Genomic DNA, 13148 nt, shown 5'->3' with positions numbered 1-13148 from the left:
GACAGGCGAGCGACGACCGATTCCGGTTAAGCGGCGCCGTCCAGGATTTGGCGATAGAAGCCTTCCAGCGCCCTCGCCGCGGCGCTCCAGGCATAGCGCGCTTCCGACAGTTGCCGTGCCGAGTTTCCGATCCGCGCCGCCAATTCAGGCTCTGCCAACAGTCGTATCACGGCGTCTGCAAACGCATGCGGCTGATCCTCGATCAGGATATCGCGTCCGGGAACTGCGTCGATCCCTTCGGCGCCGAGCGTCGTGGAGACCATGGCCTTGCCCATGGCCATCGCCTCGACGATCTTCAGGCGCGTGCCGCCGCCGAGCCGCAACGGCACGATCACGGCTGCGGCTTCGGCGATGTGCGGCCGCAAGTCCGGCACGAAACCCGTGAACTCGATTCGTGGCCCTGACAGCGCCAGCAATTGCGGTGACGGCGAGCCGCCGATGATCTTGCAGCGCGCGTCCGGATTGGCGTCGGCGATCCGCGGCCAGATCTCCTGAATGAACCAGGTCGCGCCGTCGATATTGGGCATGTAGGACATCAGCCCGAAGAACACGATGGTGCGGCCGTCCGGTTGTGGATCGGTGGGCCGCGGTCTATAGAAATCGACGTCGGCGGCATTCGGAATGACCATCGTGCGCGCCGCGGGGATATCGTCGAGCAGGCGCTGTTGGTCCGCAACGCTGCAGAGATAGACGCCATCGGCGCGGCCATAGGTCCCGAGTTCTTCCCGCCGCAACTTGCGCCAGTTGGCCTCGGCGTACAGACGGCGGAGCAAGCTGCCGCCGGTGCGCGTGTATTGTCGGGCCAGATCGTAGTCGATGTTGTGGGAGTCCACGACCATGGCCGGGATCTTGGCGCCGGGTGGCGCCTGACGCAGGTCGCAATGGCCGAGGAAGGTGAATTCGAGGTTGACGATATCGAACCGTTTGGCGCGCAGCACCTTGTCGAGCGCCTGCTGCATCTCCGGCACCACGACCCGCAGCCGTTCGAAGCTTCGGGTCGAAACCAGCGACCGCAGCTGCAGCAACCGCTTGGCGAGGCCGTCGCGGCCGTAGGGGTTTTTGATCAGCACGACCTCGCGGCAATACGCCTGCATCGCGAGCCGGCACTCCGCGATGTCGAACTCGTCGTCGACCAGCATCACCGCCGTGATGTCGTGGCGTTGCGCGAGCTGGGTCATCAATCCATGCAGACGCGCCTGCGCGCCAAAGCGCGGCGGGCTCGCCGGCATTTGCGAGACATAGAGGATATTGAGGCGTTCCGGGCTCATCGGCTTGCTTATAGGCGCAGCAGCCGGGTTCGCCCGCCGCAAATAGGGGGCAGTTTGGATTAACGTTAAGGCAAACCGCCAAGGCGCTTCTCTCTCACGGTCTGCGACGTGCAGGGCAAATCGTGGGATAAGCACGCTTCTCAAGGACCAAGTTGATGTGCGGCATTGCCGGTATAATTGGACGACTGGACCAGACCAACCGCGCAGCGTTGCAGCGGATGAACGACGCCATGGTCCACCGCGGTCCGGACGCCGCCGGCATTTGGACCTCGACGCCTGACGATCGCGGCTGGGGCGCGCTGTTGGCGCATCGCCGGCTCGCGATCCTCGATCTGTCGCCGGCGGGCGCGCAGCCGATGCTGGACCCGGTAACCGGGCACGTCATCGCCTTCAATGGCGAGATCTACAATTACAGGGATCTGCGAGGGCGTCTGGAGTCCGAAGGCCAGCAGTTCCAGTCCAGCGGCGACACCGCCGTGATGCTGCGTGCGCTCGGCCTGCACGGGCCGGATGCCGTGAAATGGTTGCGCGGCATGTTCGCCTTTGCCTGCTGGGACCAGAAGCAGCGCCGGCTGCTGCTGGCAAGAGATCAGCTGGGCATCAAGCCGCTCTATGTGGCGCGGTCGTCGGATCCGAACAGCGGCTGGTCGGTGGTCTTTGCCTCGGAGCTTCGCGCGCTGCTGGCATCCGGACTGCTGGGCACGCCACGCCTCGATCCGCAGGCGGTCGCCAGCAGCGTGTGGAACGGCTTCGTGGCCGGACCCGGTACGGCGGTCAAAGGCGTCGATCTGCTCTGGCCCGGGCAACTTCTCGAGTTCGACGGTTCGGGCATCCAGGTTCGTCAGGAGGATTTCTGGCGCATCCCCGATCATGCGCCCGATCCGACCATGACCGAGAACGAACTGGCCGGAATTTTGGAGGAGGGGCTACGGCTCCATCTCGCCAGCGACGTGCCGCTGGCGGTGTTTCTCTCCGGCGGCGTCGATTCCTCGGCGATGGCCAATCTGGCGCAGCGCGCGGCCAAAAGTCCGATCCATACCTTCACGCTTGCCTTTGAAGAGCAGGAACTCAACGAAGGCCCGATCGCGCAACAGATCGCGGCGGCCATCGGCACCGAGCATCACGAGGTGGTGCTGACGGAAGGCCACTTCGTCGCTCACCTGGAAGCTGCGCTGGATAGCCTCGACCAGCCGACCTTCGACGGGCTGAACGCTTACTTCATGTCGCGCGCAATTCGTGACGCCGGATTTACCGTGGCGATATCAGGCACCGGCGGCGACGAACTCTTTGGGGGCTATCCGACCTTCCGGGATCTGCCGGTGTTGCAGCGTTGGTCCAAACGCGCGGGCTTGGTGCCGCGCGAACTGCAGGTGGCCGCGGCGAAACTCGCTACCTGGCCGTTGCGGCGCTCTGGTCAGGCGGTGCCGCCGCAGACCCGCTGGGCAAAACTTCCGGAAATGGTCCGTCACGGCGACGATCTCGTGGCGCTCTATCAGTTGGCCAGCGCATTGTTCCTGCCGGGATGGCAGCGTGAAATGCTGGCGCCCGGTTTTGCCGACGTGCTGACCGATGGTTTGCCTTCCGCCATGCGCCAGCGGCTCACTGCTGAAACCAAAGGCCGCATGCCGCTGTCGGCGATCAGCGTGATGGAGCAGCGGCTGTTTCTCGGTGAAAGGCTGCTGCGCGACAACGATGTGGCCAGCATGGCCGCCTCGCTGGAACAGCGGGTGCCGCTGGTCGATCATGTGCTGTTCGAGAGCGTCGATCGATTGCCGGATCAGGCGCGTTATGCGCCGCTCGGCCGCAAGGACATGCTGCGACGGATCGGCCTGCGCGGTCTCGACCCGGCGCTGTTCGATCGGCCCAAAAGCGGATTCGTGCTGCCGTTCGATCGCTGGATCCGGCAGGGCCTGAAGAAGGTGATGGACCAGACCATGCGCGATCCGCAGGCGATCGCGCCGTGCGGTCTCGATCCGGTGGCGGTCGAGCGGCTCTGGAAAACCTTCCTCGACGGATCGTCCGGTTTCTACTGGTCGCGGGTGTGGTCGGTCTACGTCCTCATTCGCTGGTGCCACCGCAACCGCGTGTATTGCTGAAGACGGTTTTCCCAGAGGCCTCGCCGGCTTGAGCCGACACGGTGGAGGCGATGGACTACTTCACCAGTTCCATCAACGCCGGCTGCAGTCCGGGCGAGGTCGCCGACGTCGCCGCATCGCCGGCAAAGTAACGGCGCATCCGCTCGACGATCTGCTCGGCGGCGTGCCCGTCTCCGTAGGGATTTCGCGCGGTCGCCATCAGCCGGTAGGCGGTTTCATCCGTCAGCAGCCGCACGGCGTGCTCGACGATCGCGGGTGCATTCGGGCCGGTCAAAAGCGCGGTGCCGGCCGTGACGCCCTCGGGACGTTCGGTGGTATCGCGCATCACCAGGACCGGCTTGCCCAGCGAGGGCGCTTCTTCCTGAACGCCGCCGGAGTCGGTCAGCACCAGCTTGCTGCGCGCCATCAGGGCGACGAAGTTGCGATAGCCCTGCGGCGCGATCAGCCGGACGTTCGGCAGGCCGCCGAGCAAGCGGTTGACGTGCGTCAGGACGTTGGGGTTGGGATGAACCGGGTAGACGAAACGATGGTCCGGAAATCGCTCGGCCAGAATGGCGATCGCCCGGCAGATCTGCTCGATGCCGTCGCCAAAATTTTCGCGGCGGTGCCCGGTGATGAGCACGGTGGGGACCCGCGCCCAGTCGGCGCCGAGAAGCTGGCTCAGTTCATTGTCGATACAAGCGCGTATCGCCGGGTCGGCGGCCTGGCGCGCGACTTCAATGCGTAGAGCATCGATGACGGTGTTGCCGGTGACCGAAATAATTTCTTCCGGAACCGCTTCACGAAGCAGGGCGTCGCGTGCGCCTTCAGTCGGCGCGAAGTGAAGCGCGACCAAGGGCGTAGCGAGCTTGCGGTTCGCTTCCTCGGGGAAGGGCGACCAGATGTTGCCGGTGCGTAAGCCTGCTTCGACATGGCCGATCGGAATGCGCCGGTAGAAGCACGCAAGCGATGCCGCCAGTACGGTGGTGGTGTCGCCCTGCACCAGCGCCATATCCGGCTGTGCCGTTTCCAGCCAGCCATCGATGCCATGCAGGAGTCTGGCGGTCAGTCCCGCCAGTGTCTGGTTGGGGCGCATCACGTCGAGATCGGCATCGACCGCAAAGCCGAAGGTATCGGCGACCTGACGGAACATTTCCTTGTGCTGGCCTGTCGCCACCACGGTGCAGTGAAAGTCGCTGGAGCCGCGCAGCGCCGCCACGACGGGGGCGAGCTTTACCGCTTCGGGGCGCGTGCCCATGAAGACCAGGATGTTGCGCTTTGCGGTCATCGCTCGCTCCTTGTGTTACTTCTGGCTCTGTTCGGCCGGCGGCCGACCGAAGCGGCGGGCGACAACCTCGAGCCCGGCAACCCAGCTGAATTCGCTGTTGAGGGTGAGGTAGCGCCTCCAGAGCTTGCGCGGCTCCATCAGCAGCCGCCAGAACCATTCCATGCCCGCCATCTGAACCCAGTGCGGGGCGCGCTTGATGAAACCGGCAAGCACGTCGAAGCTGCCGCCGACGCCGACGATCACGGGCACCTGCAGGCGCTCGCGGTGACGTTCGACCCACGTCTCCTTGAACGGCGTGGGCATGCCGACGAACAGCATGTGCGCTTTGCTGGCCCGGATTTCCTCGATGATGCGCGGATGATCGGCGAGGCTGAAGTAGCCGTCGCGGAAGCCCGCGATCTCGATACCCGGATGTTGCGCCCGGCAACGCTCCACGAGGGCCGAGACGACTTCGCGCTTGGCGCCCAGGAAATAGACTCGCAGCCGATGCTCACCGGCAGCCGCCAGCAGGCGCGCCATCAGGTCGACACCGGCCACGCGTTCGGGCACGGGCTGGCCCGAGGCGCGGAGCGCCCAGACCACCGACATGCCGTCGGCGAGGATCAGACGTCCCGCACGGCAGGCCGTTGCCAGCTCCGGATCACGGCGCATCATGCAGAGGTGTGAAGCGTTCGCGGTGATGACCGTATTGGAGGAGGGCGGCTCCTGGCACAGCTCGAGACATCGGGCCACCGCCGCCTCGATGGTCACGGTGTCGAACTTGAGGCCCATCAGTTCGGCGCGTTCGCTGTCCTTCACCGAGGTTTCATCATGACCCGCGGTCGGGTGGTTCTCATGCCAGAGATGCGCTCGCTCGGCGTTGACACGGGCGGTGGCGGCGCGTTTGCCCATGCGCAGGCAAGCGTGCTGATAGGAACGCAGGAACTGCCTGAATTCGGGATCGTCGTAGCGCGGCAGGCCGTTGAGCCAGCTTCTGATGTAACCCCACAACATCGCGACACTGCCGATCAGCGCCGGATGCGCCGTCAAGCGGTAGGTGGCCACGGCGAGGTAATAGAGCGGCGAGGTGCCCATGAAATACTGACCGAACCCGGCGCGAAGCCGTCCGGTCCAGATACCCTGCTGGCTGGCGCCCTGCGGACGCAGATGAACGAAGCGGATCGGTTCGAGATCGACACTTTCGGCGATCCAGCCGAGCATGCGCGCGCGGTGGCAGTCGATGCCGTCCCACATCACCTGGCGCACGAAGCCGCCGATCTCCTTGAAGCAGGCGATCCGGTAGAACTTGGTCATGCCGACCGACATCTCGTCGCCGCAGACTTCCGGCACCAACGCGCCACTCCGCGGGTGGACGAACCACGGCTTGCCGGAGGTCGTGCCGATGCGCGGATTGCTTTCCATCCGCTCCATCAGGACCTCGAAGTAGCGAACCGGCAGGTCCAGATCCATGTCGAGCTTGCAGACATAGTCGAAGTCCTCGAGCTGCACCTGCTCCAGGCCGGCATAGAAAGCCTCGATGACACCGGGACCGACCTTGCGGCCGCCGCGATCGTCGCGCCTGACCACACGCAGGTAAGGCAGCCGCTTTGAATATTCTTCCAGGATCGCCGGGGTTTCGTCGCTCGATCCGTCGTCCACGACCACCCAGAGCGCCGGCGGCACCGACTGCAGCGCCACGCTGTCGAGGGTGCGGCGAAGGTACTGCGCCTCGTCCCGGCAGGGCGACACCAGCAAATAACGTCGCGAGCGGCTCACGTTGAGCAGCTCATGCGCGTCTGCCGGGCTTCGGAACAGTTCGCGGTTGGGTTCATGTTTCATCGGTGGACATCACTTGTCTGTCGATGCGCCGGTTTTGGCCGTTCTGTCCTTATTCGGGACAAAGCGGTCAGGTGCTTGGGCGCGATGAGACGTATTGAGCAGGTATCATGCCGGACGCGGTTCGTGACCGTTCGGGGCATGCGGTTTGTACGTTAATATTAAGCCGAGCTTCCGCTGGGGACGCACAAACACCAATGTCATACCAGTGTGCGACGGCAGCAACTGCGCGTCACTCGACTCGTCGCGCGCAAGGGACTTAACCAAATGAAGGTGACCGCAACGCCGCGTCCATCGCTCGTCTACTTCCTCGCCGCCGTGGCGATCGCAGTCACGGGTGCCGCGCTCTGCACGCCCTCGCGTGTTGCCGCCGCTGGCAATGAGACGAGCAATTTCCTGCCAGCGGATCGGGCAACAACCTGGAAACCGGGCATGATGGCCGTGGGCGGTATTCCGGCGCGCTCGACGCTATGCGCGACGCTATCTCCGAACAATCCTGCATCCGATGACACAGTGCGGATACAAGCCGCCATCAACGTCTGTCCGATCGGGCAGGTGGTGCAACTGACGGCCGGAACGTTTTTGATCAACAGCGGCAATTACCTTGTGATCAACAAGGGGATCACGCTGCGGGGTGCCGGGCCCGGCCAGACAACCTTGGCAAAGACCGATGGTGCCAAACCATTCCAGTCGGAAGTCGGCGCCAAACCTTCACCGCTGATCCTTGTTGGTCCTTCATTGTTCTCGTCGACCGACAATGTCAGTGATGCGCACGGCTCGACCAATCTCACCGCCGATGCCGTCAAAGGCACCTACGCGGTCAAGGTGAGTGACATCGCCGGCTTCAGGCCAGGACAGATCGTGCTGCTCGACGAAGCTTCCGGCGCCGAATGGCTCTCCGACCCGCAAGGGCGCGGACAGATCTGGGCGTCGTCCGATGGGCGCGTGGTCTGGAACAAGCACAAGCCAACGGTTCAATATGTCGACGACTTCGCACCCGATGCGTTTCCGACAACGCCGCAAACCGCCGGCTCCTGGTTTTCGCGGCCGGATCGGCCCACCGCCGAGATCAAGCAGATTGCTTCGATTGCCGGCAATACTATCACCTTCACGACGCCGATTCACATCAGCTACCGATCCAGCCACACCGCGCAGTTGTCCATGTATTCGCGGCCGCATGTGATGAACGCCGGCGTCGAGGACATGAAGCTGACCGGCGGCGACGCCGGCAACCTTCGCTTCAACTGGGCGGCGCAATCCTGGGCCAGAAACATCGACAACACGGTGTGGCACGACGAGGGCTTTGCGATTCACAGTTCCTTTCGCATCGAGCTCCGCGAGTTCTACGTGCACGATGCCGCTTGGGCGCAGCCCGGTGGCGGTGGCTACGCCATCAGCCTGTCGGCAGGATCCTCCGAGGTGCTGATCGAGAACGGCATCGCGGTCAGGGCCAACAAGGTCATCGCGGCACGATCCGCCGGCGCCGGCTCCGTGATCGGCTACAACTACATGGACATGAGCTACATCAACACGCAGGGATCCTGGATCGAGGCGGGGCTGAACGCCAGCCACATGGTCGGACCTCATCACGTTCTGTTCGAGGGCAATTACGGCCACAACGCCGACAGCGACAACACCCACGGCAACAGCGTCTACCTCACCTTCTTTCGCAATCATTTGCGCGGCATCCGCGCGCCGTTCGACAACCAGGCCGGCGGCAGAATCGACGACGCCACGCAATCCCGCAACGGACCGCAACGCGCGGCCGGCCTGATGGCAAATTCCTACTGGATATCGTTTGCCGGAAATGTGCTCGGGGCCGCCGGGCAGATGGGCGGATGGGTTTACGAAACCAGCTTTGCCGGCGGCAAACCGGGAATCTGGATGCTTGGCTGGGACGCGGTTACTCCCTATCCGACCGACGCCAAGGTATCCGCCACCGCCATCCGCCACGGCAATTTCGATTACCTCACCAACACGGTGAAATGGGATCCGGCCATCGCCGATCACACGCTGCCCGACTCGTTATATCTGGCCGGAAAGCCCGCCTTCTTTAACGCCGGGCGCGGTTACACCTGGCCATGGGTGGACGCGGCAGGCCCGACCAAGCTCTACGCGTTGCCGGCCAAGGCGCGCTACGACGCCGGAACGCCGTTCACGCAACCGTGAGCCCGATGCGATGCGACGAAAGTAGGGCGTGGCACCCGCTGCGCGGTTCCGTTTCCGAAGTGTTTGATCGAATTTGATTACCATCTGGCAGGCGCGATCGTTCATCCCACGATGCCGGCCATGGAGCCGTTAATACTAACTGGGTAAAGCAGTTGTTATAGGGGCGCGACACTACCGAAATGCTGCTTGCGTCGATGCGTCGCGTGAAAAGGCAACGCAGCACGCGCTATGATAGGCTTGTTCGGCAAAAGCAAAAACATGAAACGCTTGGGGCAACCACCGACAGATACTTGCTGCAGGCCGGTGCTGTCCGGCGGCTGCCGTCGTTGGTTGGCGAAAGCGCGTCTGTTTCATGTCCGTCAACCGGTCTGGCTCGCGATCTGATGCGCAAATCCATTTTCCATGAAGACTGGTGGCTCAATGCGCTGGCGCCCGGACGCTGGCGCGAGGTGACGTGCCATCGCGGCGGCCGTCTGGCCGGGTCGCTGCGATTTGTCGAACGCTGCGAAGGCAATGTGAAGATCTGCGAGATGCCGCAGATCACCCGCTTTCTCGGACCGGTCGTGGCACCTCAGGCAGGCAAGACGGAAACGCGAATCCGCTCGACCCACTCGATCGTCGCCGAGCTGTTGAAACAGGTTGCCGGTCACGATCATGTCGAAATGACCCTGGATTCCGGCTTTGGCGACCTCGCGCCGTTTCTGGCCGCGGGCTACGACGTCAAGGTGCATCCGACCTTTCTGTTGGATTGCAGGAGCGAGTCCATCGACCCGTTATGGGCGGGCCTGCGCGACAAGACCAAGAACATCATTCGCCGCGCCCGGGAGCGCCTGACGGTTTGCGAGCTCGACGATGTGAACAAGTTTGCGAGCTTCTACGAAGCAAATCTGGAAGGTGCCGAATCCTATTTCGACCTGGCATTGCTGGCGCCTGCCTTTGCGGCAGCCAGCGTCCGCCGGCAATGCAAGATCGTTGCGGCCGTCGATGCCGAGGGTGTCACGCACGCCAAGGTGTTCTTTGTCTGGGACGACAAATACGTCCACTATTTTCTGTCGACGCGCGACAAGAACGTGGCGCATCCCGGCGCCGTCAGTCTGCTGCTCTGGAGCGGAATTGAGCTCGCCCATTCGCTCGGCCTCTGTTTCGATTTCGACGGCGGCATCGCAAATGATGCCAGGTACCGCTTCATGGTGGCGTTCGGTGGCGAAGTGGCCAATCGTTTCGACATCGTGCGTTCGACGGCCAATTACCGCGTCCAGCACACCATTCGAAGAATACCGCGGGCGCTGATGCGAAGAATATCGCCTCGCAACGGAATGGCGCAGTTCGCGCTGTGGTGAAGCTGCGACCAACACTTCGTAAACCTTAATGCCCGCGATCGGGTGCCGGTTACGACGTTGGATTAACTACGGTTTCATCGAGCGCGTGAATTAACGATCTGATATCGTGTACACCGTTGTTCAATTATCGAAAACAAACAGGGTGTGTGAACAATGCGCGTTTTGCTGACTGGACATCTCGGCTATATCGGCTCGGTCATGACCCCGATGTTGCAGCAGGCCGGACACGAAGTGATCGGCCTCGACAGCGATCTCTATGAGCGCTGCACGTTCTCGCAAGGCGGCGTCATCAGCGATGTGCCGACCATCCTCAAGGACACCCGCGACGCCGAGATCGCCGACTTCAAGGGCATCGACGGTGTCATTCATCTGGCCGCACTCTCCAACGATCCGCTCGGCAACCTGAAGCCGGGCCTGACCGACGAAATCAATCATCGCGCCAGCGTGCGCCTTGCCGAACTCGCCAAGAAGGCGGGCGTCAGCCGCTTCGTGTTCGCCTCGTCCTGCAGCAACTATGGCAAGTCGGGCGAAGGCATGATCGACGAAACCGGCGCGCTCAATCCGGTGACGGCGTATGGCGAGTCGAAGGTTGCTTCCGAGCGCGGCATCGCCAAGCTCGCCGGCGACGGCTTCTGCCCGGTCTATCTGCGGCCGGCCACGGCCTATGGCGTGTCGCCGCGGCTGCGGTTCGACGTGGTGCTGAACAATCTCGTCGCCTGGGCGATCACCACCAAGAAGATCCACATGAAGTCGGATGGCACGCCGTGGCGTCCGATCGTGCACATCGAGGATATCTCGCGCGCCTTCATCGCCGCACTCGAGGCGCCGGTGGATGCGGTATTCAACGAAGCCTTCAACGTCGGCCAGACCGCCCACAACTACCAGATCCGCGATCTCGCGAAGATCGTTGCCGACGTGGTGCCCGGCTGCGAGGTCGATTTCGCCGACGGCGCCGGTCCGGATACCCGCTCGTACCGCGTCAGCTTCGAAAAGATCAAGACCCGATTGCCGAACTTCAAGCCGCAATGGGATGCGAAGAAGGGTGCCGAACAGCTCTACAAGGCGTATCGTGCATCGGCCCTGACGCTGGAAGAATTCGAAGGCCCGCGCTACCAGCGCATTGGCCACATCAACAAGTTGCTGGCTGACGGAATCCTCGAAACCGATCTGCGGCACCGCTCGACCGGAACCAGGACTTCAGCCTCAGCCGGCACCGCGCCGCTGCTGGCCGGTTCCTGAGGCCGGGCGGCGGGCCAGACGGCCCATGAAAGAAGCGGGATGTCCCTGGACAAACCTCTCGTCGACGATGTCGGAACCGAAATCCTTGCGCTCGCCGCAAGGATTTTCCCGATTTGCCGGAGCATCACCGGCGATGGGGTCCGGCAGACCCTGCGCGAGGTCGGCGCGCATATCGACCTCGAACTCCACGAAGTTGCCACGGGAACGCCGGTCCTTGACTGGACCATTCCGCGCGAATGGAACATTCGCGACGCCTGGATCAAGAACGCACGCGGCGAAAAGATCGTCGACTTCAACCGGTCGAACCTGCACGTCATGAGCTACAGCGTGCCGGTGCGACAGCGCATGTCGCTCGCCGAGCTCAAAAAGCACATCTATACACTGCCTGATCAGCCCGACCTGATTCCGTACCGAACGTCCTATTACGCGGAAAACTGGGCGTTCTGCATGCCGCACCGGCAATTCGAGGCGCTGCGCGAGGAGACCTACGAGGTCTCGATCGACTCCAGCCTGACCGACGGGCATCTGACCTATGGCGAATACTTCCACAAGGGAGAGACGGAGGACGAGTTCCTGTTGTCCGCCCATGTCTGCCATCCCTCGCTGGCAAACGACAATTGCTCGGGTATCGCGCTGCTGACGCATCTGGCCAAACGCATTTCCGGTTTGCGTACCCGGTATAGCTACCGCTTCCTGTTCGCGCCCGGCACGATCGGCGCCATCACCTGGCTCGCCCGCAACGAAGATCGCGCTCATCGGATCAAGCACGGGCTGGTCGTTTCGATGGTCGGAGACGGCGGCGGCCCGACCTACAAGAAGAGCCGGCGGGGAAATGCGGAAATCGACCGCGCCATGATCCACTCATTGAACCATTCCGGATTGTCGCCGGTGATCGAGGACTTCTATCCGTACGGTTATGACGAGCGGCAATATTGCTCGCCGGGGTTCAACCTGCCGGTCGGACTTTTTTCGCGCAGCAAGTTCGGCGCCATTCCCGAATATCATACTTCGGCGGACAATCTCGACTTCATCCGGCCCGAGGCGCTGGGCGAATCCTACCGGCTGATCAACGAGACCATCGGCGCGATCGAGGCCAACGCGACTTACCTCAACACCTCGCCGAAAGGCGAGCCGCAGCTAGGCAAGCGCGGGCTCTATGGCGCGATCGGGGGCGACAAGGACGCCGCGGCCGCCAACATGGCGATGCTCTGGATCCTCAATCAGTCTGACGGCACCCACTCATTGCTCGACATCGCGGAGCGGGCAAAGCTGCCGTTTGCGGTCGTGCAAAGGACGGCAAAGCTGTTGAGCGATCATGGGCTGTTGAAGCCCGCCTGAGCGTGGCGCGCAGGTCGGATCAGGCCTTGAAATCCGGCCAGCTCAGGTCCTTTTCCGCAATCATCGTCACCCGCAGCGGCCACTTCACGTCAAACGCCGGTTCGTTGTAGCGAATGCCGTCGGCGGCGCCGGGTACATGAAATTCCGAGATCATGTAGTTGACCCGCGTATCGTCGTGCAGCGTCTGGAAGCCGTGGGCGAAGCCTTTGGGGATATAGAGCTGCAGTCCGTTTTCGCCTGAGAGTTCGAAGCCGCGCGATTGCCTGAAGGTCGGCGACTCCGGCCGGATGTCGATGATCACGTCCCAGATCGCTCCGGTGAGGCAACGCACCAGCTTCACTTCGCCGTGAGGATCTCGCTGGAAGTGCATGCCGCGAACTGTCCCCTTATTGGACGAGGAGGAGACGCTGTGCTGTGGAAATCCGGTCTCGAGGCCGTGTTCCCGGAACTCGTTGACGCAGAACGTGCGCACGAAATAGCCGCGGCTGTCTTGCATCCGCTCTGGATGAACGAGCCACGCACCGTCGAGGCCGATCGCTTCGAACCGCATGATTTTTCGTCGTCCCAATTGTCCCGAAATTAACCAGCCAGCACGCTAACGAATGTCGGCTTAAAT

Annotated in this window: 9 protein-coding genes; 5 read left to right on the top strand and 4 right to left on the bottom strand. The window is 62.9% G+C overall.

Translation table 11 applies throughout. From position 1 onward, the window contains the following. Positions 1–26: 26 nt before the first annotated feature. A complete protein-coding gene (locus BLR13_RS12830) occupies positions 27–1268 on the bottom strand; it encodes a glycosyltransferase family 4 protein (protein WP_079586378.1) in 1242 nt (413 codons plus the stop codon). Between the two features lie 155 nt (positions 1269–1423). On the opposite strand from BLR13_RS12830, the gene asnB reads away from it, so the two are divergent. After that, entirely contained in the window at positions 1424–3364 is a 1941-nt protein-coding gene (gene asnB, locus BLR13_RS12825) for an asparagine synthase (glutamine-hydrolyzing) (protein WP_074823614.1), read from the top strand. Between the two features lie 55 nt (positions 3365–3419). Here asnB and wecB read toward each other — a convergent pair whose 3' ends face one another. Beyond that, the gene (wecB, locus tag BLR13_RS12820; protein ID WP_074823617.1) at positions 3420–4631 is read right to left on the bottom strand and encodes a non-hydrolyzing UDP-N-acetylglucosamine 2-epimerase; all 1212 of its coding nucleotides are present in this window, start codon (positions 4629–4631) and stop codon (positions 3420–3422) included. Positions 4632–4646: 15 nt separating this feature from the next. Continuing rightward, the gene (locus BLR13_RS41700; RefSeq protein WP_244525167.1) at positions 4647–6449 is read right to left on the bottom strand and encodes a WecB/TagA/CpsF family glycosyltransferase; all 1803 of its coding nucleotides are present in this window, start codon (positions 6447–6449) and stop codon (positions 4647–4649) included. Positions 6450–6713: 264 nt separating this feature from the next. Between BLR13_RS41700 and BLR13_RS12805 the strand changes: the two genes are divergently transcribed. The 4 genes from BLR13_RS12805 to BLR13_RS12790 all read left to right on the top strand — a co-directional run bounded on the left by BLR13_RS12805 (position 6714) and on the right by BLR13_RS12790 (position 12532). Further along, positions 6714–8615, top strand: coding sequence for a glycoside hydrolase family 55 protein (locus tag BLR13_RS12805; RefSeq protein WP_244525166.1), 1902 nt, complete (start codon positions 6714–6716; stop codon positions 8613–8615). A 383-nt stretch (positions 8616–8998) separates the two neighbouring features. Continuing rightward, the gene (locus BLR13_RS12800) at positions 8999–9955 is read left to right on the top strand and encodes a GNAT family N-acetyltransferase (RefSeq protein WP_074823620.1); all 957 of its coding nucleotides are present in this window, start codon (positions 8999–9001) and stop codon (positions 9953–9955) included. A gap of 153 nt (positions 9956–10108) precedes the next feature. Next, positions 10109–11194, top strand: coding sequence for an NAD-dependent epimerase/dehydratase family protein (locus BLR13_RS12795; protein ID WP_074823623.1), 1086 nt, complete (start codon positions 10109–10111; stop codon positions 11192–11194). A 39-nt stretch (positions 11195–11233) separates the two neighbouring features. After that, positions 11234–12532 (top strand): DUF4910 domain-containing protein, encoded by a 1299-nt coding sequence (locus BLR13_RS12790; protein WP_074823625.1) that lies wholly within the window; start codon positions 11234–11236, stop codon positions 12530–12532. Positions 12533–12551: 19 nt separating this feature from the next. Here the strand turns inward: BLR13_RS12790 and rfbC are convergent, their stop codons facing one another. After that, a complete protein-coding gene (rfbC, locus tag BLR13_RS12785) occupies positions 12552–13082 on the bottom strand; it encodes a dTDP-4-dehydrorhamnose 3,5-epimerase (protein WP_074823628.1) in 531 nt (176 codons plus the stop codon). Positions 13083–13148: the final 66 nt, after the last annotated feature.

The organism is Bradyrhizobium ottawaense (assembly GCF_900099825.1).
GTDB lineage: Bacteria > Pseudomonadota > Alphaproteobacteria > Rhizobiales > Xanthobacteraceae > Bradyrhizobium > Bradyrhizobium ottawaense_A.
The sequence above is the reverse complement of the archived record's forward strand: the minus strand, read 5'-3'. Positions and strand labels throughout refer to the sequence as shown.